We start from the raw sequence: 21,998 nt of genomic DNA on the forward strand, positions 1-21,998 counted from the left end.
GGACCACGGTATCGTCCCGTCCCTCTGTCCCCGTCCCGGTCGCGCGAAGGCTGCGTGTTGAGTTGAGGGGTGGCCAATGGTGGAGCCGCGCTGGCGCCAGCGGTTGTCGTGGACGTATCTGACGAGCCGCCCGACGGAGAGGACGAGGCACCGTGGAGCACCGATGATCTTCGGCTGCAGACGGCCGTCCGGGCGTTGTTGGCCTTGAGCGTCATCATGGCCATCACAGCGACGCTTGATGAGTTCGGCGTGACCAAGGTTGTGCGCTTCGTTGTTAGCTCCGTGCTGTGTGGTTTGGCATTCGACCGGCTGCGGGTGTGGCATCGCGGGAAGCGAACGTAGCAAAACTCCGTCACCAGATCTCCTCCCGCGGGATCCGAGCGGCGCCCGACAGGATTGCCTGCTTCCGTGCCGGGTCGCTTTTCGAAACCCCGCCGGAGTCCCGTCAGGCGCCTCCGGAAGGCGCCACCGCCGGCAACAGCGATCCCGGTGCGGGCACGACGACGAAGGCTACATCGGTGATGGGTACCAGGGCCGCCAATCGCCGGTTACGCCATCGCGCAGTTGCCGTGCGTACGCGTCGATCTGCGCGTCCAGAGTGGTCACCATGTCGGTGTGCCTGACCGGGTCGAAGGGCTCCCATTCCGGTGCCGAAAAGTCGACCGCGTCAGGGCTGTCGTGCACCGTGCAGTGCTGCTCCAGCCAGCGGCGGACCGTCGCGTCGTCGAGTCCGCCGCAGTCGTAAACGGTGATGAGGCCCCGGTCCGAGCGCAACTGCGTCCAGCCTGCCATCTGGCTGGTTTCGACGGCGTTGCGACAGCGCCGCCTCTTCTGGACGACGCGGGCAATGCACCGCAGCTCGATCATCCCGTCGGGCAGGTACCAGATTCGGTCTCCGAGCTGGACGAGGTCAGGGCGTCGGGACATGTCCGCGACGGTAAACGACGCTGTCCGCTGGCGGGCGCGGGGACACGCGGGCGAAGGGCTGGCTCCCTCCGTCGGGTCCAACCACTGGGCGGGGGTCAGCGGCCCCCATGGCGCGGGGCACCTGAGTTCGGCGCGGCTTCGACCTGGGCGCTTGGAGCGCCGAGCCCCATGGGTCACACCACGAGGGGCACGTCCCTGTTCACGCTGTTGTGGGGGCAGCAGCGTGTGTCTGCTGGTCGGTGCGGAGCAGCAGGCGCTGCAGCTGGCCACCAGCGACGAGATCGGCCAGGTGTGCTGCGTAGAGAGAGAGCTCAACCGCCGCTGGCTCGAGCGATGGCGTCGCCGGTGGTGGTCGCCGGCCGCGGCCGCGGCGCTGGGCGGCGGGCGGGCTGGCGGCGAGGGCCGCCGCGCGGCGGTTGGCGAGTTCGGCGTCGATTCCGGGTAGACCGGTGGTCAAGACGGGCAGATCAGCCGGTCGGCCGTCATGATCGAGGAGGAGCGGTTCGGCGGCAAAGACGACCGATGTTGGCTCCTGGCCGGCGATGCAGGCGCAGATCGCGGCGATCGCCGCCGCGGCGTGCCGGGCGGCTGAGGTCCGCACGAGGGCACGCAGGACCGGCTCGTGCTCGGCGAGCAGCGCGGTGCGCTGGCGCCAGTGGTCGGCGTCGAGAGCGTCGGCCGCGGCCCGCAGCACGTCGCGGTGTGCGGCCTCAGCGCTGATCGGCGGCGTCTGGTCGGTTGGACAATGGGGCGCCTCGTATCGGGCACCGTCCCGCCGCAGCTCTTCACGCTGGGCGATGACGTTGTCGAGGCGCTGCCGCAGCGACCATGCCACGCTGCCCAGTGTGGACAGGTGTTTGTCGACCTCGCCTGGCCACGTGAGCCGCCCGGTTGGGTCGGGGGCCCGTACCGCCGGGTACACGCGGGCGTAGGTGGCGAAATGCCGCCGGTAGTGGTCGCGGCCGGCATCGTTGAGCGCCCAGCCCGGCGCGCCCGCGACGGCGTACTTGTAGCGGGATGCCGCCTGCGCGGTCAGGGCCACCCGCTCGATCAGCGGCCCCGTTTTGCGCTCCTCGAGGTATTGCCAGGCGGACCGTCGGGTGTCGGCGGGGACGCCGCCGGGCCCGGCCCGCCACAGCTCGACGATGACCTCCCACAGCCACTGCGAGACCAGGCCGCGCGGTGCCCTCCCGGCGTTGCGGTCGTCGACGCCGCTGGCCCGGGCGACCTGCCGGCCGCGGGTGGTCATCCGCAGCGACAGCAGCCGGGCCTGCGGCTGCCACCATCGCTGCGAGCCTTGCGGAACCTCTTCCAGGCGCTGGTCGACCAGGCCGAGGTCCGCGAGCTCGGCCGGGGCGGTCAGCAGTCGCCTGCTACGTCGGGTGGTCGCGTCCAGAGCGGCGCGCACCTTGCCGGGCGGTGCACCGGGTCCGGCATCGACGTACCCGAAGCGGTGCCACCGCCATTCCTCAGCAGGCCGACGTCGCCGACCCTCCGACCAGGCGTCGCGCTCGTACGCCTCTGCCGCCTGGTCAACCACGTACGTGGCACGAAGCAGCTCCTGCTGGACCGGATTCAACATCGCCCACTGCTGCGAGGGCGGCGGCGCCGTCCTGCTGCCGGTCACCGCTCCCACCGACGATCCTCTTCCGCGTCCCGGGTGATCGGTGCTACAGCGGGGGGTTCGTTTCGCTTCGCGGCGCGGCGCGTGGCCCGGCCGGACGCGAGAACGTAGGCGGGGTCGCGGTCGAGGTTGTCCCGGTCGCGGTCGTAGCGGCGGGTGGTGCGGGGGTCGGCGTGGCCCATGGCGTCCTGGACGTCCTCGAGCGCGACGCCGTACTGCTTGGCAGCGGTCGCGGATGCGTGTCGTAGCGAGTGCGGGGACAGTCGTGCGGCCGAGGGGATGCCTGCCTTGGCCGCGAGACGTCGGATGAGGAGGAAGACGTTCGGGGCGGCCAGTCGCCCGGTGCCGGCGGCGCCGGTCGCGAACAGGGGACCGGACAGCATGTTCACGGTGAGTCCGGCGGCCGCCGCGCGGGCTTTGAGGTAGTCGTCGACGGCGTCGCCGGTGTCCGGTGGCATCGGTCGTTCGCGGGGCCGGCCGCCCTTGCCCACGAATCGCAGGGTGCGGTGGCTGGCGTTGTAACTGAGGTCGTCAACGTCGCGGGCGAGGGCCTCGTCTATGCGGAGACCGAGGTCGGCGAGGACGTGTAGCAAGGCCCGGTCGCGCATCGCGGCCAGGTACCTGGCGAGCAGGGTGGGGGATGGGTTGGCCCTCCAGCGGGCGGCCCGGTCGGCGGCCCGCGCGTCCGCTGCGGCGAGCAGCGCGTCGACCTCGTCGAGGGTGAGTCCCACGGTGGCCGACTCGTTGGGGATTTTCGGGCGTTTGACGCCGTCGAGTGGGTTCCGGGTGATCCGGCCGTCGGTGTTGACGACCAGGTACGTGTACCAGCTGGACACGGCTGCCAGCGCCCGGGCAACGGTGCTCGGTGCGGCCGCGCGGCCGGCGCGGCCGCGCAGCGACCGCCATACCCGGAATTGGCCGACGTCGGTGGGGCGGGCGGACAGCGGGTCGAGTCGTTCGGTTTCGCACCACTGCAGGTATACGGACAGGTCTCGCTGGTAGGCCTGCTCGGTCTTCGGTGACTCGGTCTCCAGCAGCCAGGCGACGGTCAGCCGGCGGATGCTGTACCGGCTGCCGTCGTCGGGCGGAAGGGCCGGCAGCCGGGCGACGTCGGCGCTGAGCCGGGCGACCCGCGCGCCGGCTGGATCCCAGTCCGCTGCGGCGCTCGACGCGGGCGCGCGACCCACCTCGTGCGGGTTCAACGCCATGGTGCCCGTCGGCCTGGGCGGGGTCGCCGTCATCGGCGGCCGCCGGGGACGACGCGGAGTCGCGGTGGCGGCACCGGCAGCCCGAAGCCTTCGCGGGCGGCCCGGTCCAGGTGCATCTGGCGTTGGGCGGCGCCGTCGCGGCAGGATTGCGGCAGGTCTCGGCAGGCCAGGAACTGGTCGCCGGCGGGGGCGCTGGCCAGGATGCGCAGGTCGACGTCGCGGAGCTGCCGCCAGGACCGTCCGGTGTAGTCGTGCCCGCACAGGCCACAGACCGGAGCGCTGAGCTCATGCTCGGTGTGTAGCGCGGCCAAGGCGCGTCGCTCGTCGACGCGGGGCGTGGTCGTGTAACCGCACGAGCAGACCGCACGCCATCTCGCTCCGGAGGACGCGAACCCGGCGACCAGGTGCATCACCATCGGTCCAGCCGCCCCGTCTTGCCCCGGGCCGACTGCGGGACGATCGCCAGCCATCAGCGCCCACCAGCCAACGCGGCCGCAGGATCGACCATCGCGGCGGCGATCGCCTCGTCGGACAGGCCGGACCGGCGCGCGGCCACGACCGCACGCTGCTCGGTGCGGGAGAGCCCGGCGCGCAGGTCGGGGAGCACCGAGAGCAGCGCGGCCGCGGCCGCCGGGCTGAGGTGGTCGTCGCCGATCGCCGCGGCGACGGCGGCCTGCAACGGCAACGGTGCGCCGCGCTCCCGCCACGCAACGGCGTGGTCCGCGTCGGCGTGCGGCGCGTACCGGGCGGACAGCACGGTCAGCGGCGCGAGTTCGGCGCCAGCCTGCGCGGCCTCGGCCAGGAGCCAGCCCAGCCCGCGATCGCGGACCAGGGACGCGACCATCTGGTCGTCGACGTAGCCGCCGGGATCGGCTGCCGTCGCCTCGGCCAGCAGACGCCGGGCAAGGACCTCCTGGAGTGGGTCATCGGGGCGGTCGGGGGAGTCGAGGTCGCGAAGCTCAGATTCGACCAGCCACAGCGGACCGGACCGGCTGCTGCCTCCGTCGAGGCGGCCGCGCCGGCCCGCGGCCGCGAGCCGGATCGCGGTCAGCGCGATCGCCATCATCGAGTGGCTGCGGTAGAGCCGGACCTGCGCGCCGGCCAGGTCAGCGGCGTCGACCAGCGCGCGGACGGTAGCCATGCCCGGCCCGTCGGTCCACTCCAGCCGCCAGACAGGACCGTTGTCATGGGTCGGCTCAACCGGCGCGCCGTACCGCTTCTCCAGCTCGCGGGCCAGGGTGCGTAGCCGCCGGGGGCGGTCGGTGCCCGTCATCAGCGCCCCGTATCGGGCGTCGCGCGGAGCGATCCGGGCGCGTCTGCTGCGGCCCGCCGCGCGTCCCGCGGTGGGTCTGCCGCGACGAACCGCCGGACGGCGGCGATCACCGCGTCGACCTCGTCCCACTGATCGGCCTGGCCGATCAGCGCCACGGCGATCACTTCGGGCGCCGCGCCGGGATGGGTCGCCAGCAGCCGCTCGAAGACCCCGGCCGCGACCTCTGTGGTCAGGTGCGGAGGTACACCGCGTACCCAGGAGGCGGCCCAGTCCCGCAGCGCCGCGCGCAGCGACGCGTTCGGGTCGACCGGCGCCCGCGCCGGCTCGGGCTCGGCCGCCCGGGCGGCGACCGACGGCGACCCAACCAAGGTCGGCGGCGCGGTGATGACCGGCCGCCCGTCACGCAGCAGCAGGGTCAGCGGCCGCACCGGGACATGTTCCTCGACGGCACCCTCCGGAACGGAGCCGCCGGACCGGCGCGGGGCGTATTCGGCGGCGTACGCCCACGGCCACCCTTGAGCGATGTCGTCGTGGTGGGCGCGGCACCACAGGGAGCGGTCGGCGGCCAACACGATGTCGCCGGTCTCCCAGTGCTCCTCGGCGGCCAGGACCTCGCCGCTGACGACGTCCCGGTCAGCGACCGGCGCGAACCCGTCGGCGGTCCGGGCAAGCTCGGCGCCGCGGCCGCGTGCCCGGGGCGCAGCGGCGCCTGGCGCGATCGGCGAAGCGGGTGCCTGGTCGTGGGTGGCGAGCCAGTGTTCGCCGGCGTCGGTGAGCCGCCAGTAGTCCTGCTGCCCGCTGTGTTTGGCTTCCGCTGTGACGTAGAACAGCGTGGCCAAGCCGGCGCCGACCAGCTTGCCCAGGTGCCGGTTGGTGCTAATCGAGACGGTGTCGACGGTCCATTCACGGCGGCCGCAGCGGCGGGCGGCGTCGAGTAGGTCCGGTGTCGGCGCGAGCTCAACCATCGTTGGGGTCCCAATCCTGCGGTGCGGTGCGAGGCGGCGGTGGTTGCTCGGCTGCGCCGGCCGCGGGCAGGGCGAAGCGGAGCCGAGCGATCGCGGTCACGGCGGCCCCGTGCCGGTCCGCCTCGGCTGCCTCGGTCACCAGTTGACGCAAGGCGTGGGGGTCCGCGCTGCCGGCTTGGGCCGCCGACAGGGCCTGCGCGAGGTGCCGGGCGGCGGCCTCGAGCGCACGTTGCTGCCCCTCGCGGTGGCGGTCTTCCTCGGAGGCCCAGCCCTGCCGGACCAGATGAGGGGGAATCAGGGTCGACATGGCCTCGTGCTCTTCGTGCTGGCTGGCGCTTCGGTCGGTGTCAGCCACGGCGACCTGCCCACGCCGCCGCTCGTCGCAGGCCTCGCCGGGCGGCGCCGATCCGCGCGCGGTCGTGCGGCCACTGGTCAGACAGCCGACACGGGGTGGTCACCGCCGCGGTGAACAACGAGGCCATGATGATCCCGTACGCGAACGTGATCACGATGCATCGAGGCCTTCCTGGCGGGTCCCGGCGGACCGGGTGCGGCGGGCTTGGTCATCTTCGAGCGGGTCACCGTTTGAGGGCAGCTTTGGGGGACGTGACAGAGCGTCGGCCGCCTCAAAGTGGCTCACAGCATCGGTGGGCCGGGCTGGGCCGTCCTGGTAGAGCCGGCAGGTGAGGCAGACGACCTGGTCGGCGGTGGCCGGCACGACGATCGGGGAGCCGCACCGTACGCAGAAGCAGGACGCGTCGCGCGGCAGGAAGTCCGCGACGGTCACGCGGTAATGGTGGAACGCGGGGCAGGCCAGCTCGACGGGCTCCCCGGGGTCGAAGTCGCCGCCGGCGGTGATCGCGTAGTCAACGCCGGTGCTGGTGGCCACGATGCCGCATTGCGGGCAGCGGGTGTAGACGGTGTCGATGTCCAGCCCGCCGTCCGGTCGGGTCTGGAAGCGGGGGACCGCGTCTGCGGGGATGAGGTCCATCGTGGTCACCGGGTCTCGTGTTGCGTGATCAGCCGGGCGAGCTGTGCCCGGCGGGCCTTCGCGGCCCGCTCTGCGGTGGCGGCGGTGTGTCCCAGCGCGACGCCGATCTGCTGCCAGCCGATGCCGGCGGCGACCGCGGCGTCGATCAGGTCGAGTTCGCGACGCTCGGCGTGGTAGCGGGTCTCGTCGACCAGCGTCAGGCCGTCGAGCAGGTCCTGCGGGGTCGGGCGGGGGAAGGTCTGGCCCAGAAGCCGGTAGTGGATCTCTCCGGTCGGGGTCATGGTGGTGTACTCGTCGCCGCCGTTGGCGGCGTGCTCGGCGTGCGCGGTCACGGCGGCCCACAGCCGGTGAATCGGCTCGGCGGCGGCCAGGCTGGTTTCGTAGCGGGCGCTGAGCCGGTCCCGGGTGGTCCACGGGTCGCGGTGGTCGTACCGCTCGCGGGTCATCGCTGCCCGCCCGGGCCGCCGTCGGGCGCGGCCGCCGCGGCCGGAGGCCCGTCGACGACGCCGAGGACCTTCGCGACGTAGTCGTAGGCCCTGGTGTGCTGCGGCAGGTCGGGCAGGTCGCGTTCGAGCTGTCGCTGACCGTCTGACCAGGTGGTCCAGATCGCGGTGACCTCGTCGGAGCTGAGCCCGGTAGCGAGGGTGACCTGCTCGGCGGTGGCGCCGCTGATCACCGCGTTGTGGATCCGGTTGGCGGTGATGCGGCCGAGGTGGTCGTGCAGGGCGCGGACGCTCGCGAGGTGCTCCAGCTCCAGCGGCAGCCGCGCGACGCGACGCGGGTCGCCGGGCGGGACGTCGAGCGCCAGGTCAGTGTCGCCGAGCCAGCGCACCACGTCACCGACCCTGCGGGCCAGGTGCAGCGGGTGCACCCGCTGCGCGTCGGCGTAGGTCACCGGGCGCGCCGGCGGGTTCGGGTACAGGTTGGGCAGGTCGGTCATTGGCCGTCTCTCCGGTGGGGACTTATCGCGGGCGCCGGCCCACGGGCTCGGATATCAATCTTCACCGGAGGGACCGGTGGTCTGGGGGATCGCCCGGGGTGTGGGTCGGACCCGGACGGCGGGGTGCCGCTGGCACAACGGCCGTCGGTTTGACCTAGTCGCCACCGGGTGCCTCGGCGCCGGCGTCGACCGGGTCGAGAAGGTCGTCGGCCGCGGTGTCGTGGTCGGCGGCGGCGAGCAGGCGGGCCGCCTCGCCGAGGCGGTTCCGGGGCAGCAGGCCGCGCCCGTGCTGGTAGAGGAACGCGCCGTGGTCCCACCAGCCGAAGGGGTAGGCGGTCATCGACGAGCCGTGCAGGTCGACGTGGTCGAGGCGCGCGACGATGTCGCCGCGGTCCGGCTCGAGCGCGGCCACGTCGGCCGCGATCTCGTCGCGGTCGCCGACCGCCAAGGGCTGTTCGGTTCCGGTGCACCAGATGACGTACTCGTCGGCGTCGGCCGCCGGCCGGATGATGACGTACCCCACGGTGTCCCTCCTTCGCTTAGCGCGGGGCCGGCTCGGGCGGCCCGGCCCGACGCGCGGCCGCGGTGATGGCGGCTTCGGTGCGGGCCCATTCGGCCCGCAGGTCGGGTAAGAGCGCGAGCAGTGCCGCCCCCGCCGCGGCGGGCGGGTCGTCGTCGGCTAGGGCGAGGGCGACGGCGGTGTGTAGCGGCAGGGGTTGGGCCCGGTGGGCCCAGGCGACCGCGGCGCCGGCGTCGGCGTGCGCGGCGTAGCGGGCGGACAGCACGACCAGCGGCGGCACCGTCGCGCCGTTGGCGATGACCTGTTCGACGAGCCAGCCGACGCCGCGCGTGCGGATCAGGTCGACGGCGGTTTCCGTCGCGTCCAGCGGCACCGGGCTGCCGCCGGGCACCCACCGTTGCGGCCGCGTCGCTTCCCAGTCGGCTCGGGCCGTCTTCGCTTTCGCGATGGCCGTGGCGACGAGCAGCTCTGCCAGGGCGTCCTGCAGCGCGTCGGTACCACGGTCGGGGTGGTCCAGATCGAGGGCCTCCCACTCGACGATCTCCTGCGGATGGCGCCCACCGTCGTGGCGGCCCAGCTTTCCCGCGGTCTTCATCCGGATCGCCGTGACCGCGATCGCCTTGGTCGAGTAGCGCCGGTACAGGCGAAGGTCGGCGCCGGCCAGATCGGCGGCGGCCGCCAGCGCGCGCACGGCTGGTTCGCCGGGCCCGTCCACCCAGTCCAGCTGCCACCTCGCGCCGGTGTCGTACGAGACCTCGAAGCGGCCACCGAAGCGCTGCTCCAGCCGGCGGGCGAACAGGCGCACCTTCCGGGCGCGGTCAGCGGCCACCGTCGTCCTCCGTCCCCGCACGCGGCGCCAGCAGGTCGGTGGCCATCAGGCGTGGACCGGCTGGGCGTCGCCGAGCGACCAGCGGTCATCGCCCGGGTAGTGGCCGTGTAGGTCCGGCCACACGAGCTGCAGCGCACGCACGGTCCGGTCGGGGTAGAGACGGTGGGCGGTCGTGACCGGTGCGGTGGGCGCGTCGACGACCCGCAACGGGACCGAGGCGATCTCGTCGAGGGCCTCGCCCGGCCGCAGCTCGGCGCCGAGGCTGCGGTGGGCCGCCGTGTTGAGCAGGTGGCCGGCGATGTCGGCCGGCAATCCGCAGACGATCAGCTCGGGCAGGCCGGCGGCGGTCAGGCCGACGGTGTAGGCGAACGGCGCCCCGTTCCCGCCCCGGGCCGGGAAGACGCTCTGGACCATCCAGCCGTGCTCGGCGATGACCCGCAGGTTGTGCTGGTCGGCGGCGTCCCGCGCGCCTGCGCCGCCGTGGTGCGTGCCGGCCATCGCGGTCACCCCTGGTTTGGGGTGGCGGCGGTCGCGGCGAGCACCGCGCGGGCGAGCTGGCAGCGCGAGTCGGTCGCGAAGTAGGTGTCGGGCATGGCGAGCTGGGCGATGTCGAGCAGGCCTTGGGCCAGCGCCGCTACGGCGGCCGGCGAGGCGGCGTCGCCGTCCGCGATGCGGCCGGCGACCGCGAGGTTGTGCTCGCGCGGGTCGTCCGGGTCATGGGGAACAGTGTCGGCCGCGTCGAGGGGCCCGGTGCCGACGCTGATCGTCGGCCGGACGGTGCCGTCCTGGGCGTCCTGCCCGCGCAGCTGCCGGGCGATGCGGGCCGCGGTCGCGGCGAGCGTGTCCAGGTCGTGGGCGGCGCCGTCCCCGTCGCCGGCGGCGAGGTGGTGGTCGAGCGCGCGCAGCCGGGCGTCCATGCTCGCGCGCAGCGAGGGGTTCAGCCACAGCGGGCCGGCCGGGGTGTCGTCGGGCGGGCCGGGTTCGGAGGAGCCGGGGGTCATCGTCACGTCCATAGGATAACAGTCATTATCCTATGGAGACAGTCCGGCTAGATTATCTTTTTTGATAATTTTTAAGTGTTATTTTTTCTTGGAAAGATTTAATGTAGGCTGTCCAGCGTGACCGTCGAGACCATCGTGACCGCCGATTGTCGCTTCGCAGCTGAGCTGGCGAATCCTGCGCCGGCGTGGCGAGCCAGTGGCGAGTTCTCAGGCGAGGTGGCGAGCCGTGTGAGCGCGCTGCCTTGAAGACTTCGGTGACAGGTCGCGTGAGGTGGGCGCTTTTCAACAGGGACCGGACCCGTCCGTGGGCTCTCGTCGGAGCTTGGGTGGCGAATTCTCATCGGAAGTGGCGAGGAATGATGTCCCGGTGCATCGAACGCGGCGTATCGGGCTGCCTGGCCCGGATGAGAACTTTGAGGCGATCTACCTGGACGATCAGGGGGTCGAGCAGCGCGTGCCATGGGGCTGGCTGCCGGAGGTGGTCGAGGCATTGGACCGGCCAGTGCGGTCGTTCCCGTCGTATCGGGGTCAGCGCAACTTTCCGGGCTGGTACTGGTCAGCGACGGTGGGCCGCCGGGTCGGTTTCGAGTCGTGGGTGGAACGTGACCACCTGGTGGCATTGGACTTCGACCCATCGGTGACCGGGATCGTGTCGCAGCCGTTCTGGTTGCTCTGGCCGGGTGAGAGCAAGACCCGCCGGCACGCTCCGGATTTCCTCGTGCGCCTGGACAACGACGCGGTGTTGGTGCTGGACTCCCGGCCGTTGGAGCTGATCGAGGAGGTGGACCGGGAGGCGTTCGCGGTCACCGATCAGGCGTGTGGGCTGCTGGGCTGGCGTTATGCGGTCTGGGATCGTCTGGACCCGGTAATGGTGGCCAACCAGCGGTGGCTGGCCGGCTACCGGCACCCGCGATGCTTTGACCCGCAGGTAGCCGGGCGGCTGCTGGCGGCGTTCGAGAAGCCACGCGCGTTGATGGACGGCGCCGAGCTCGCGGGTGATCCGCTCGGGACGCTGCCGGTGCTCTATCACCTGCTCTGGCGGCGGGAACTGGTGACGGACCTGGCGCTGGTGCTGTCGCACCGCACGACCGTTCAGACCGCGCCCTCGAACGACCGCCTCGCGATGGTGGGTGAGCGGAATGGCTGAGCGGCCGGGCGTGTTGCGCGTCAACGACCGGGTGATCTTCGCCGGCGGCACGCACACCGTGGTGGCGATCTCAGGTAATGCGATCCGGCTGCTGTCTGCGGCCGGGGCGACGACCGTGGTGGCATTGCCGTTCCTGCTGGCCGCTGCCGATTTCGAGCTGGTCGGAGCAGTGCCGGCGTCTCGGGTGGATCCGCATGGACTGCTGGACGCGCTGCCCGCGCACGCGCTGCGGGCCGCACGGGACTGGGAACGGCACTTGATCGAGGTCGAGACCGGTCTGGTCCCGGGCGAGGATGCGGTTGCGCGGGCCGCGTACGACCCAGCGGTGCACCCGCTTGCTTCCCGGGAGGCGGCGAAGGCCGCGGAATTGACCGCGGCCGGGACGAAGACGAGCTTGCGGACGGTCCAGCGGATGCGCCGCCGCTACCGCGAGCAGGGACTCTGGGGCCTGGTCGACGCCCGGCACGCGCGCTCGGCGAAGCCGACAGGCAACGTCGACGCGCGGGTTGTCGCCGCGGCGGCCGCGGTGGTCGAGGCGCAAACCGGTACGTCAACGGGCACGAAGTCGAGAGCGATCCGGCAGATTCGCCAGCTGCTCGACGATGAGCACGGCGAGGGCGTGGTCCAGCTGCCGTCGCCGGCGACCTGCTACCGGCTGCTCGAAGCGCTGGCGGCGGGCAAACACTCGTTCGGCTCGGCCGTGACGCGCCGGCAGACGGCGAACAAACCAGCTGGCGCCTACGCCGCGACCACGGCGAGCCGTCCGGGTGAGCAGGTCCAGTTGGACAGCACCCCGCTGGATGTGATGGCGGTGATGGACGACGGGATCCTCGGCCGCGCCGAGCTCGTGCTGGCGATCGATATCGCGACCCGCACGATCTGCGACGCCCTGCGGCTGCACCGCCACCAGCCCGGCGCTCTGGTCGAGCAGGCCGCCTACTTGCACGACCGCACCGGCGGCATGATCGGCAGCCTCGACCAGCTCATCCACGAGGCCGCCAACGACGCCATCACCGATGGCACTGAGAAGATCACCAAGTCGCATCTCGACGCGGTCATCCTGGACATCGCCGCCCAGGCTCAGTTCACCCCGCCCCGCCAACGCCGGGCAGGCCAACGATGAAGACCTGGCAGCAGACCGCCCAACAACTTCCCGTCCAGGTCAGACCGATCCGGGGCGAGACCACGATCTCCTACGTCTTCCGACTGGCCGACGCCAACGACCTCGCCCGCCCAACGATCTTGCTCGGCGCCCTCGGCCGGCCCACCCGGGGCCTGACCCAGTTCCTGATCGACGACTACGACGTTCGTCTCAACTCGCTTGCCCTGCAACGGCTCGAAACGTTCACCGGGACGCCCCCGGGCCGCCTGAGATCAGTCCTGCCCGGACTGCATCACCCGGGCGACGCGCTCCCGGAGGAGATCCCGGCCATGCGCGTCGTCAAGGCCTACAACCTGCACGACCCATGCGACCACTGCACCGCCCGGCTCCCCGGTCGACGAGCCGCCAAGGTCTACACCTTGTATTTCCCCGTGCTCTGCCGAAAGCACCGCCGCTGGCTCGCCACCAAGACCGACCTCACGCACACCCCGGAAATCATCACCGCCCACCGCCGCCACGGCCGCCTACTCGCCGCCACCGGCGACCGCGAGTGGACCTACCAGCAACTTCACGTCGCCAACTGGATCGTCAGCGGGTGGGCACGCAGCAGCCATCGCACCATCCCCCGGCTACACGAACTCTGGCAAACCAGGGACAACCTCCTCACCGGTCGCCACAACCTGTTCAACCCCTCTAACCTGCTCATTTATCCCGAAGCCGTCGCCCTGGCCGAGATCTTCTGCGACCTCGAATGGCGCCGCCACGTCGCTATGGTCCGCGAACGCCAGATGACGAACTTCTACAAGCGCATCGCCGCACGCCTTAACCAATCGGGCGACTTCGCCGACTGGCTCAGCCGTCCCTCGATGCGCCTCCGACGACGCGGCGGCTTCGACTGGATGGCCAACCCTCTCCAGCAATGGATCTCCCAGCTTCGCCACACCCATCAGAAGATCCGCACCGAGTTCTACGAACGGCACAACGGATTCAGCCAGACGCCCTTCCCCGAAACTCGCCACTTCAAATGAGGAACGATGACCAGTGACCACACCGACCCCAACTGGCGAACCGCAGGCCAACCCACCTCAGCCTCGCCAACTCAAACGAGAAGGGACACCGATTCCCGGCGACGGCCGTGCGCGTACCCGCCCTGCGGCCGGCTGCTCCCGCCGTACGCCGGGCGCGGCCGCCCGGTGAAGTTCTGCCCGGACGACCCGAACCCGCGCTGGCCGGACGGCAAGACCTGCCAGCAGATGGACGCCGCGCGCAAGTCCGCCGAGCGCGCCACCGGGCTCGACGTGCCCCTGGATGGCTTCCGCGGCGCGGCCGGCCCCCTGGTCGAGGCCGCGGCCGCCCTCGCCGACCAGCTCATCGACACGGTCACGCTCGTGCGCGCCGTCGACGGCGGCGCCCTGGCCCGCATCGCCGACGCCGAGCAGGCCATGGGGGAAGCGCTCGCCCGGGCCGAGGCCGCCGAGCGCGACCGCGACCAGGCCGACCGCGACCGGCACCAGGCCGACACCGAACGGGCCCGGGCCGTAGCCACTGCGGCCGACGCCGAGCGGCGCGCCGAGGCCGCCCGCCGCGACGCCGAGCGGCGCGTCCGCGAGGCCACCGACCGGCTCGCCGACCTCGAACGCCAACACGGCCAAGCCCTCGCCGCGGCCGAGGCCGCCCGGGCCGCGCAGGCCGACCAGACCCGCCGCCGCGAGATCGCCGACCAACGCGCCGCGACCTTCGAGACCGAACTCGCCGCCGTCCGCGCCCACCTCGACGCCACCCGCGCCGACCTCGACACCGCCCGGGCGCAGACCACCGCCGAACACGACCAGCGGATCGCGGCCGAGCACCAGCTCGAGCGCACCGACGCCCGCAACAGCGACCTGACCACCCAGATCGCACAGACCCAGGCCGCCCTCGACACCGCGACCACCGACCGCGACCAGGCCACCGCACGGGCCCGCGCCCTCACCGACCAGCTCGCCGTCGCCGAGGCCGCGCTCGAGGAGGCCGACGCCGACGCGCGCCGCCACGCCGAGGAGCTGACCGGCCGGGCCACCGCCGCCGAAGCGCAGCGCGACGACGTCGAGCGGCGCTACCAGGCCCTCGTCGCCGCCCTGGCCGCCGGCGGTTTCACGCCTCAAACCGCGGGCGAGGACGACCCGCAGCCGTCGACGGGCATCGACCGCTGAGCGTGACCAGCGCCGTCATCGTCTAACAGCCGACCGACGCGCACGACCTGTTCGAGGCCGTGCTGACCATCGCCGGCTACCCGGCGGCCGCGCCCCGACACCACACCACCGTCAGCGGCGTGACGCTGCTGACCGCCGAGGAGTTCCGGGGCGCGGCCGCGCACGTCGCGGTGCAGTTCGATCCCGAGCACCGCCGATCGGTCACCGACGAGGAGACCGACCCGGACGCCACCGTGCTGCTGGTCTTCACCACCACCGGCACCGACCACACCGCCGACGCCGCGGTACACCACCGCCTCGTCGACGCGATCGGTGCCTGGCTCACCGGCCGGCACCTGCCCTGGTCATGGAGATTCGAGGATGACGTCTGGACCGTCGGGCACACCAGCCGACCGTAGCCACTCTCCGGCGGTGACCTGGTCAACCGGGAACCGCCGCCGTCACCGCTAAACGAAGCGCCTCGACCAGCACGGCCTGCCGCCAAGGAGATGGCGGCCCCGCGGCGCATGGCGGCCCCGCGGCGCATGGCGACCTGCTGACATACTGAAAGCTGTGGAACAGAAGCCGCACTTTCGATGGACCGCGGGTCGGTTAGCCGTCGCGCTGCTCGGGACCGCTGTTGGCTTGATAGCGACCTCGCTGCACTTGGTCCTCGGCGAGGTCGAAGACCCGCTGTCCATCGCCTTTCGCCTCGCCAGTATTTGTGGCTTTACGGCGCTAATCGTCTATTACCACTTTGCGGGGATGCGGCTGCTCCGTGAGCGGCAGCGCGAGACGCGCAGCGACGCGAGCCGATAGGCGTAGGAGCCGTCTGACCGTACCGGCGCGACCCACGCCCGCGACGGCGCTTACGCCAGTTCGCCGAGATCCTGGTTGGCGGTGGGGGCGGCGAAGCAGACCGCATCGTTGATCGGTTTGAGTCCGGGACCGGCTACCGATCCCGACGACCTGGCGAAATGCCCTTGTGGGTGGAAGGCCCCGCAGGCGTCATTCAACAGTGGCACCTCCTCGAGATCGTCGACATTCGCGAGCCCGGCTCGTACGAGATCCTGTTCCAGAACGGCGGGGTTGGTGTCGGCATCCGTCGGATCGGTGATGTCGTCGGCGGCGCACGAACCGCCAGCCTCGTGAGTGGATCGGCCCCGGTGCGATCATCACGACGTGACAGATCGGTATGGCGCGGGCCACTGGCGTACATGGGAAGATTTCGAGAAGCATGTCGCGTCAGGCGAGCTGCGCGAATCGCACACCCTCGAACTCAAGCGCGACGACTACTCCAACGGCGAGAGCGGCAAGAAGGAGCAGGCCAAGGACATCGCCGCGCTCGCCCTCGACGGAGGCGTCCTTGTCATCGGGGTGGAAGAGGACAAGACGACAGGAGTCGCGATCAAGGCGTCGCCGGTGGCCCTGGCGGGCGTCATCGAGCGGATCGACCAGATCTGCGCCAGCCGGATTTCACCGCCTCTGCGGGTGACGATCCGCGACGATCTACGCAGCCCATCAGACCTGTCCACTGGCGTGATCATCATCGACGTGCCGGCAACCGGTGTTCCCCATATGGTCGATCACCGCTACCTCGGACGGGACAACCGCACAACGCGGCCGCTCGACCACACCGAGGTAGTACGTCTGCTGGCCCGCCACGACCTCGACGCCGAGGTGGTGCACAAGGACCTCGACGAGGCGGACGCGCTGATGGACGGGGAGGGGATGTCGGCCGCCCGGCTGGTCATCACCGCGACGCCGATCCCTCTGCTGCGCCGCGATGCGCTGCGCGATCAACTCGCGGCCTCCGGCGCGGCGAGCTGGTTCAACGACCGCATGACGGCCGCATCCGCCCGCGCCAGCGCCGCGCGTGCAGGCAGCGAGGCGATGTCCCGCCTGTTCAGGCCCTGGAGGTGGACTGACCGCGCGAACGGGTGGGGAGCGCGTCGCATCCCTGGGGGTATGGCCTTGCGGTTCGGATCCGGTGGCACGACACCGTTCACGATCGAGGTCCTGGAGTCAGGCGGGGCACGGTTCGCCGCGGACCTCATTACCGAGGTCCACAAGGACCGGTACAGCGAGGCCATGACGAAAGTGCTCTACCTCGACTACGCAATGTCCTTCACCTGTGAAGCCCTGGCATGGATCGCGGAGGTGGCTGAGGAGGCCGGTCTGCGCGGGACCTACGGCATCGGGCTGCACCTGGGCGGCCTGGCCGGAGCCATACGCGAGCCGACCACCTCGACCGCGGAGCGCCGCCTGCACGTACCGGACAAGACCAAGTACCGCGACGATAGCTACCGGCAGACGCTCATGGCGACCGGCGCGGACCTGCGCGGGCCTTTCCAGCCGTTGCTCGACCAACTGTTCGGCCAGCTGCTGCGAGCGATGGACTACGGCGACCCATTGCGCCAGCCATAGTTTCGAGCACCCGCCTAAGCGATAGAGCGGCGGACGGGCGAGCCGACCGTGGATCAGCTTGCCACGGATGCCGGGCGATACCTTCATATCGCGGCGAGGTCGAACACGCCCGCGAGCGTGGCTGCCGGCGCCTAACGGCGCCGGCCGGTGGTGAACGTCCCCCACCGGTCGGCGGTGTCAGACTTAGCGTTTGCGAGGCGTACGCCTGAGACGCGACGGACGCGACCACCACCCCTGCCACCAGGCGAGCCGGTCCTTGGACTGCTGAGGGAACACGATCCGCAGGACGCTTAAGCCGGTTGCCAGGACGAAGAGCAGGACGACAGTCCAGGTCGGCAGGTCGGTTAAGGCGTCCACCAGGGGAACGCCGGTGAAGGACAGCGCAGAAGCCGACAGCGCAGGCGGTCGACGAAGCATGGTGTGCTCCTTGACGGCTCACGGATCCAAGGTCGAAGGAGGCCCCCTCGTGGGCCTGCTCCTGCTCGGATCGGCATGTCGCCTGGGTCACCGTTCGACCTGCCCCGTCGTCTCGTTGCCCATGTCGGGACCCGGCGGTGCATGTCGCGGTGCCGGTAGACGCCCTGCTCGGTCTAGCGCTTGTATCCAAATGTACCGCCAGCATAAATCATGTCGGCCGCACGGCGAGCGCACCGACGCCGGGCGCGGGCCGCGCGCTCAACGCCATCGGCCGAGCCACGATCGCGGCGCCGGCCCGGCGGGAAGGTCGAGTTCGTCCAGTCGGACGGCCGCGCCGCCTGCCAGGGTGATCCGCATGTCGTGGGCAGGGTCGGGTGCCATGGGCGCGTCGCCGATCGCGTCGAGCAGCGCCCGCAGCCTGGGGTAGGGGGCTCGGCGGATCCGCTCGACAACCCCGGGCGCCCGAAACGCCTCCAGGATCAGGGTGGCCAAGTTGATCCCGGCCCGCCGATGACCCTCGGCGTTGTCGACCAGCACCGGCGCGCCGTCGAGCACGTCGGAGCAGTCCGGGTCGACCGGCAGGTACGCGACGATCAGGTCACCGCGGGGCACGCCGATGATGTCGCTGCCCATCCGGACGTTCTTGGCGACCTCGGCGGGTACGCGGCCGACCAACGGGCCCATCCCCAACTTGCGGATCGCGGGGACCTGCTCGACCGTCGGGTCGACCAGCCGGCCCAGGCTCGGGAGGACGAGGACGGTGTGCCCGACGTACACCTTGCCTGACTCCCAGTACGGGCGGGTGGTGGCGTACCCGGTGCTGCGGCCGGCTCCGTCCTTTACGGCCAGGCCGACCGGCATCAGCTGGGCGTCGATCCCGAATTGGGCGTAGGTGTGGCGCAGAGTGGCACAGGCGTCTACACACACGTTGGCGTGCTTGCCCTCGGCCAGCTTCACCCACAGCATGGGCGGGAACACCAGCGGCAGCACGTCGCCTGGGGCTCGTTCCAGCAGCATTCCGAGTTTGCTGTCGTGGACCGCCAGCTTTCCGGGATCGTAGAGGCCCTGCGCCGTACGGCGCCGCTGCGCAGGGGTCGACGGACGCTTGGACTTGCGGCCACGAGATTTCGGCATACCGGCACGATAACCACCGGCACCGACAATCTGTTACCTACTGACGACCGCTCGTGATCAGGTTTGGTCGGCTCACCGGCGAGCGCCGATGACCAGCCGCCGGCCGAGCGTCGCTTCCACGTCGTCCCGCAGGTAGCGAACCCTCCGATCGCGGCCGCGCTGCCGTCGCCACGGCCTCTGAGGCGCTATTCTGTTGGGCTGCCCACCGACCGGAGGTAGCGGCGAGACCGGCTGCCCGCTGTGGATCGTCATCCCGACGATCCTTTGTGAGGCATACGATGAGCGTCCAGGCCACCACCGCCACTAACGCCACCGATCCGCTGCTGCGCCCGCTCGGCGCGGCACAGCAGCATCTGCTGGCTGTCGTCGGCGACGCGGTCACCACCACCGGCGGTTGGCCGGTCTACCAGTACGTGCAGGCGAAACTCGACGAGCAGGGTCTGGACATCGAAGAGGTGCTGGCCACCCTGCCCTACTTCGCGCACGCGCAGTTGCATTACTCCCTCGTGCGCCGCGACCGCCACGGCGTCCGCGAGGAGGAACCGGTGCGGCTCAGCGTGGCCGGCATGGCGCACCTGGACGCGTTCGCCGGCACCGCGACGATGTTCCTGCGGGTGCTCAACGCGCTGGCCGAGCGGCGCGCGGCCGCACCGTTCGAACCCGGCCGGGTCGTCGCCGTGCAGGTGTCCGGCCCGCAGCTGGTCGCCGAGCTCGGCCTGCAGCACCACCCCGGGGTGGGGCTGCTGCCCGAGCTGCTGGGAAACGAACCGGCCACCTGGCACGGCTCGCAGCAGGGCGGCGACGACTGGACCTACCAGCCCAGCAGCCACCTACGCCGCTTCCGCGAGGTGGCCGACGTCGACGATTACCTCACCCGGATGCGCGCGTGGCTGTTGCCGCCGGCACCGGCCCCCGTCCTCGAGGCGGTGTCGCCGCTGGGTGTCGTGGCCGCGTTCGACTACCTCGACGTGGTGTGGCAGCTCAAGTTCGACCGCAAACTGGTCCACGTGCCCAGCGGCGAGCGCCTTGTCCGGCTGACCTTGCCGGTGGCCGGCGCTGACGAGTTCGACAGCCGGCTCAGCGCACTGGGGGAGATGTTCAAGGGCCTCGACGTGCCCGGCACGAACGGCGGACCGTTCGACCGGCTGCGCCGATTCCTGCGCCGGGCGTTGCCCGCCGTATCCGTACCCGCGATCCTGGGCGCCGTCGACACCCTGCAGCACGTGACGCACGTCCGCAACGCCGGTCAACACGTCGGTGCCGCGCCCCAGGCGGCGACCGCGCTGCGGGCGCTGGGATTGCCGTACCCGGTCACCGACCACGCCGGCGCCTGGGACGTCGTGCAGCGGCAGGTGATCAACGCACTGGACACCATCCGCGCCGAGGCGAACACGCTGCCCAGCCGCCCGCTCCTTCAGACGCAGAATGCCGCGGCGGGCACCGTCACCCGAGGCGGGCCACACCGGCCCGCGCCGGCCCAGCGTCGCCGGCGCGGAGCGCAGGCTGGACAGGCCAGGGCCAACGATCAGGGCTGAGGGGACAGGACGAGCAGGTCAGAAACGAGCGAAGTGGCTCGCCAGCCGACCTGCATAAATGGCGGGGCGCGAGTGCCGATTTAGAACAGGCGTGCGAAGCTGACTGCATGGAGGTTCTGCACGAGTCGGCGTGGTTGATCGAGCCGACGCCCAACGCGGACGGCGAGCGCGGCCGCAACATCCTCCATGTCCACCTCTACGAGCGGCGCGGGGATCCGAAACCGTGGCGCGTCTACGTGCGCACCTGGCGGCCGACCCGGCGCGAGGAGCGCGAGTGGGCCGACGAGGCTCACGCGTGGGCGATCCTCGACGCGATCTACGAGCAGTACAAGGACCTCGGCCGGTGGTCAATCAGCGCCCGGACCCGCGGCGGCTGGAACTGGGGAGCGCTACGCGAGCACCAAGGCCGCATCACCGACACCACGGTGTGACTGATCGGCGGGCCGCCGCAGCTCGTTCCAGTGGTGCGACGGCGCGTCTGGTTCGCTGCTCCACCCATCCGCAACGGGCACCCAGCCGTCACGAAGGTGCAGCGGGAGTGGCTGGTCGAAAATGAACGTCAGCGCCCGCCGGTATCGGATGAGCTGGTGGCGGACGTTGTAGACCCGTTCGTAGAGCCCCTGGCCCCATACCTCGGGGCGTTCGAAGCTGTTGACCGCCTTGACGCAGCCGCGGGCGAACGGCTCGTACGCGCACCAGGCGAGCGCGCGGTCCCCGGCGCCCACGGCCACGACCCAAGTCTTGCGGCGGTGCTCGTCGAGCCGGGACTCGGCCTCGCGCCACATCCGGCGCAGCAGCGGGCGGTCGGCGCGCAGCGTGCTCATCACGCGCTCGTAGCGGTTGTCGCCGGGGCGGATGACGACGATCTCCGCGCGGGTAGCGGCCATCAGGCGGGGCCCGTTGAGCGCGTGCGTCGGGTCGCGCGGGTCGACGTGCTGCCGGACTAGCCTCGGGTCGACCAGCACTCCGTCGGTCACGAGACGGTCGATGACGTGCGCGGCGTGTCCGGTGGATCCGCCGGCCAGCTGGTTGGCGAGGGCGTCCATCTCGCGGGCCAGGTCCGGGGCAAATCCCGGCGGCGATGAGCGGGGCGGCCCCGTCGGGCAGGTAGCCGAGGTCGGCCCAGGCGATCGCGTTGGCAAGCGGAGTGCCTATCCGCCACCATTCGGCGCCGGTGCCGATGGCGGCCAGCTGGCGCGCGCTGGCACGGTAGGCCTTGATGTAGGCGGTCCCGGTCATGGTCTCCAGTGACGACCTCCGACTGTGTACGCTAATCGTACATGTTCGTACGGCAGTCGTACACATCTGTACGATGGTCATGCACCGAGCGGACGCGTGCAGGAGGAGACGATGACCGACGACGCTGCGGTCGCCCGCTCACAGCGGCTGCTCGACCAGGTCAAAGAGGGTAAGACGATCTTTTTCAAGGCCGGCGGCGGATGGGACATCATCGGCCCCGCCGCCGACATTGAGCCAGGCCAGACCGTCACCGTCACCAAGGCCGCCGGCGACACCACCGAAGTCATCGTCGTCAAGGTCATGGCCGAACGCACCGTCCATGGCGTCGCCACTCGCACCGCCACGTTCCGCAATCCCGCCGCCGCTGCGGCGGCCCCGGCCCACGTCGACCCGCCGCGCCCCGCGTACAACGTGGTCGACCGCCAGGCCGCCGCCGTCGGCGGCATGCTCGGACGCGACAGCAGCACGGCCCGCGGCTACTGCCACCACTGCGGCCTCGAGCTTGACCGCAACGGCAACTGCGACGAGTGCGTGTGACCCGCCGTGCC

Annotated in this window: 28 protein-coding genes; 12 read left to right on the forward strand and 16 right to left on the reverse strand. The window is 71.4% G+C overall.

Going from position 1 to position 21,998, the window contains the following annotated elements:
- Nucleotides 1-69: 69 nt before the first annotated feature.
- Nucleotides 70-342, forward strand: coding sequence for a hypothetical protein (locus Asi02nite_RS25840; RefSeq protein ID WP_203716512.1), 273 nt, complete (start codon nucleotides 70-72; stop codon nucleotides 340-342).
- A gap of 168 nt (nucleotides 343-510) precedes the next feature.
- Here Asi02nite_RS25840 and Asi02nite_RS25845 read toward each other — a convergent pair whose 3' ends face one another.
- The 14 genes from Asi02nite_RS25845 to Asi02nite_RS25910 form a co-directional block, all read right to left on the reverse strand.
- Nucleotides 511-927 carry a hypothetical protein gene (locus Asi02nite_RS25845; RefSeq protein WP_203716513.1) on the reverse strand — a complete coding sequence of 139 codons (417 nt, stop codon included), beginning with the start codon at nucleotides 925-927 and terminating at the stop codon, nucleotides 511-513.
- A 199-nt stretch (nucleotides 928-1,126) separates the two neighbouring features.
- The gene (locus Asi02nite_RS25850; protein WP_203716514.1) at nucleotides 1,127-2,563 is read right to left on the reverse strand and encodes a hypothetical protein; all 1,437 of its coding nucleotides are present in this window, start codon (nucleotides 2,561-2,563) and stop codon (nucleotides 1,127-1,129) included.
- Nucleotides 2,551-3,792 carry a tyrosine-type recombinase/integrase gene (locus Asi02nite_RS25855; protein WP_239127098.1) on the reverse strand — a complete coding sequence of 414 codons (1,242 nt, stop codon included), beginning with the start codon at nucleotides 3,790-3,792 and terminating at the stop codon, nucleotides 2,551-2,553. Before Asi02nite_RS25855 ends, Asi02nite_RS25850 begins: the two co-directional genes overlap by 13 nt.
- Nucleotides 3,789-4,070: a hypothetical protein gene (locus Asi02nite_RS25860; RefSeq protein WP_203716515.1), complete on the reverse strand. Its 282-nt coding sequence runs from the start codon at nucleotides 4,068-4,070 to the stop codon at nucleotides 3,789-3,791. Before Asi02nite_RS25860 ends, Asi02nite_RS25855 begins: the two co-directional genes overlap by 4 nt.
- Before the next feature lie 158 nt (nucleotides 4,071-4,228).
- Nucleotides 4,229-5,032 (reverse strand): hypothetical protein, encoded by an 804-nt coding sequence (locus tag Asi02nite_RS25865; RefSeq protein ID WP_203716516.1) that lies wholly within the window; start codon nucleotides 5,030-5,032, stop codon nucleotides 4,229-4,231.
- A complete protein-coding gene (locus Asi02nite_RS25870) occupies nucleotides 5,032-5,997 on the reverse strand; it encodes a hypothetical protein (protein ID WP_203716517.1) in 966 nt (321 codons plus the stop codon). Before Asi02nite_RS25870 ends, Asi02nite_RS25865 begins: the two co-directional genes overlap by 1 nt.
- A complete protein-coding gene (locus Asi02nite_RS25875; protein WP_089255533.1) occupies nucleotides 5,990-6,352 on the reverse strand; it encodes a hypothetical protein in 363 nt (120 codons plus the stop codon). Before Asi02nite_RS25875 ends, Asi02nite_RS25870 begins: the two co-directional genes overlap by 8 nt.
- Before the next feature lie 150 nt (nucleotides 6,353-6,502).
- Entirely contained in the window at nucleotides 6,503-6,997 is a 495-nt protein-coding gene (locus Asi02nite_RS25880) for a hypothetical protein (RefSeq protein ID WP_203716518.1), read from the reverse strand.
- Nucleotides 6,994-7,434 carry a hypothetical protein gene (locus Asi02nite_RS25885; RefSeq protein ID WP_203716519.1) on the reverse strand — a complete coding sequence of 147 codons (441 nt, stop codon included), beginning with the start codon at nucleotides 7,432-7,434 and terminating at the stop codon, nucleotides 6,994-6,996. Before Asi02nite_RS25885 ends, Asi02nite_RS25880 begins: the two co-directional genes overlap by 4 nt.
- Nucleotides 7,431-7,928 carry a hypothetical protein gene (locus tag Asi02nite_RS25890; RefSeq protein WP_203716520.1) on the reverse strand — a complete coding sequence of 166 codons (498 nt, stop codon included), beginning with the start codon at nucleotides 7,926-7,928 and terminating at the stop codon, nucleotides 7,431-7,433. The genes Asi02nite_RS25885 and Asi02nite_RS25890 overlap by 4 nt, the downstream gene beginning before the upstream one ends.
- A 154-nt stretch (nucleotides 7,929-8,082) precedes the next feature.
- Entirely contained in the window at nucleotides 8,083-8,451 is a 369-nt protein-coding gene (locus Asi02nite_RS25895) for a hypothetical protein (protein ID WP_089255529.1), read from the reverse strand.
- Between the two features lie 16 nt (nucleotides 8,452-8,467).
- Nucleotides 8,468-9,277 (reverse strand): hypothetical protein, encoded by an 810-nt coding sequence (locus tag Asi02nite_RS25900; protein WP_203716521.1) that lies wholly within the window; start codon nucleotides 9,275-9,277, stop codon nucleotides 8,468-8,470.
- 45 nt (nucleotides 9,278-9,322) lie between these two features.
- A complete protein-coding gene (locus Asi02nite_RS25905) occupies nucleotides 9,323-9,775 on the reverse strand; it encodes a DUF4262 domain-containing protein (protein WP_203716522.1) in 453 nt (150 codons plus the stop codon).
- A gap of 5 nt (nucleotides 9,776-9,780) precedes the next feature.
- Nucleotides 9,781-10,284: a hypothetical protein gene (locus Asi02nite_RS25910; protein WP_203716523.1), complete on the reverse strand. Its 504-nt coding sequence runs from the start codon at nucleotides 10,282-10,284 to the stop codon at nucleotides 9,781-9,783.
- A gap of 111 nt (nucleotides 10,285-10,395) precedes the next feature.
- Between Asi02nite_RS25910 and Asi02nite_RS42400 the strand changes: the two genes are divergently transcribed.
- The 8 genes from Asi02nite_RS42400 to Asi02nite_RS25950 all read left to right on the forward strand — a co-directional run bounded on the left by Asi02nite_RS42400 (nucleotide 10,396) and on the right by Asi02nite_RS25950 (nucleotide 17,125).
- Nucleotides 10,396-10,524, forward strand: coding sequence for a hypothetical protein (locus tag Asi02nite_RS42400; protein ID WP_275410389.1), 129 nt, complete (start codon nucleotides 10,396-10,398; stop codon nucleotides 10,522-10,524).
- A gap of 121 nt (nucleotides 10,525-10,645) precedes the next feature.
- A complete protein-coding gene (locus tag Asi02nite_RS25915) occupies nucleotides 10,646-11,425 on the forward strand; it encodes a TnsA-like heteromeric transposase endonuclease subunit (protein WP_203716524.1) in 780 nt (259 codons plus the stop codon).
- Nucleotides 11,418-12,548: a helix-turn-helix domain-containing protein gene (locus tag Asi02nite_RS25920; protein ID WP_239127100.1), complete on the forward strand. Its 1,131-nt coding sequence runs from the start codon at nucleotides 11,418-11,420 to the stop codon at nucleotides 12,546-12,548. The genes Asi02nite_RS25915 and Asi02nite_RS25920 overlap by 8 nt, the downstream gene beginning before the upstream one ends.
- On the forward strand, nucleotides 12,545-13,555 hold the full coding sequence (locus Asi02nite_RS25930; RefSeq protein ID WP_203716525.1) for a hypothetical protein: 1,011 nt from the start codon (nucleotides 12,545-12,547) through the stop codon (nucleotides 13,553-13,555). Before Asi02nite_RS25920 ends, Asi02nite_RS25930 begins: the two co-directional genes overlap by 4 nt.
- Nucleotides 13,556-13,720: 165 nt before the next feature.
- Nucleotides 13,721-14,719 (forward strand): hypothetical protein, encoded by a 999-nt coding sequence (locus tag Asi02nite_RS25935; protein ID WP_203716526.1) that lies wholly within the window; start codon nucleotides 13,721-13,723, stop codon nucleotides 14,717-14,719.
- Nucleotides 14,720-14,778: 59 nt separating this feature from the next.
- Nucleotides 14,779-15,117: a hypothetical protein gene (locus tag Asi02nite_RS25940; RefSeq protein WP_089255524.1), complete on the forward strand. Its 339-nt coding sequence runs from the start codon at nucleotides 14,779-14,781 to the stop codon at nucleotides 15,115-15,117.
- A 154-nt stretch (nucleotides 15,118-15,271) separates the two neighbouring features.
- Nucleotides 15,272-15,517: a hypothetical protein gene (locus Asi02nite_RS25945; protein WP_089256153.1), complete on the forward strand. Its 246-nt coding sequence runs from the start codon at nucleotides 15,272-15,274 to the stop codon at nucleotides 15,515-15,517.
- Between the two features lie 363 nt (nucleotides 15,518-15,880).
- Nucleotides 15,881-17,125 (forward strand): AlbA family DNA-binding domain-containing protein, encoded by a 1,245-nt coding sequence (locus Asi02nite_RS25950; RefSeq protein ID WP_089256151.1) that lies wholly within the window; start codon nucleotides 15,881-15,883, stop codon nucleotides 17,123-17,125.
- A 675-nt stretch (nucleotides 17,126-17,800) separates the two neighbouring features.
- Here the strand turns inward: Asi02nite_RS25950 and Asi02nite_RS25955 are convergent.
- Nucleotides 17,801-18,676: a hypothetical protein gene (locus Asi02nite_RS25955; RefSeq protein ID WP_089256149.1), complete on the reverse strand. Its 876-nt coding sequence runs from the start codon at nucleotides 18,674-18,676 to the stop codon at nucleotides 17,801-17,803.
- A gap of 278 nt (nucleotides 18,677-18,954) precedes the next feature.
- On the opposite strand from Asi02nite_RS25955, the gene Asi02nite_RS25960 reads away from it, so the two are divergent.
- Together Asi02nite_RS25960 and Asi02nite_RS25965 are read left to right on the forward strand one after the other, a co-directional pair.
- On the forward strand, nucleotides 18,955-20,211 hold the full coding sequence (locus Asi02nite_RS25960; protein ID WP_089256147.1) for a hypothetical protein: 1,257 nt from the start codon (nucleotides 18,955-18,957) through the stop codon (nucleotides 20,209-20,211).
- 107 nt (nucleotides 20,212-20,318) lie between these two features.
- Nucleotides 20,319-20,642 (forward strand): hypothetical protein, encoded by a 324-nt coding sequence (locus tag Asi02nite_RS25965; RefSeq protein WP_089256145.1) that lies wholly within the window; start codon nucleotides 20,319-20,321, stop codon nucleotides 20,640-20,642.
- Here the strand turns inward: Asi02nite_RS25965 and Asi02nite_RS25970 are convergent.
- The gene (locus Asi02nite_RS25970; RefSeq protein WP_203716527.1) at nucleotides 20,601-21,257 is read right to left on the reverse strand and encodes a hypothetical protein; all 657 of its coding nucleotides are present in this window, start codon (nucleotides 21,255-21,257) and stop codon (nucleotides 20,601-20,603) included. The genes Asi02nite_RS25965 and Asi02nite_RS25970 overlap by 42 nt on opposite strands.
- 304 nt (nucleotides 21,258-21,561) lie before the next feature.
- On the opposite strand from Asi02nite_RS25970, the gene Asi02nite_RS25975 reads away from it, so the two are divergent.
- Nucleotides 21,562-21,987, forward strand: a complete 426-nt coding sequence (locus Asi02nite_RS25975; RefSeq protein ID WP_203716528.1) for a hypothetical protein — start codon at nucleotides 21,562-21,564, stop codon at nucleotides 21,985-21,987.
- The last annotated feature ends 11 nt before the right edge of the window (nucleotides 21,988-21,998 follow it).

The sequence above is a fragment of the Asanoa siamensis genome, assembly GCF_016862555.1.
GTDB lineage: Bacteria > Actinomycetota > Actinomycetes > Mycobacteriales > Micromonosporaceae > Asanoa > Asanoa siamensis.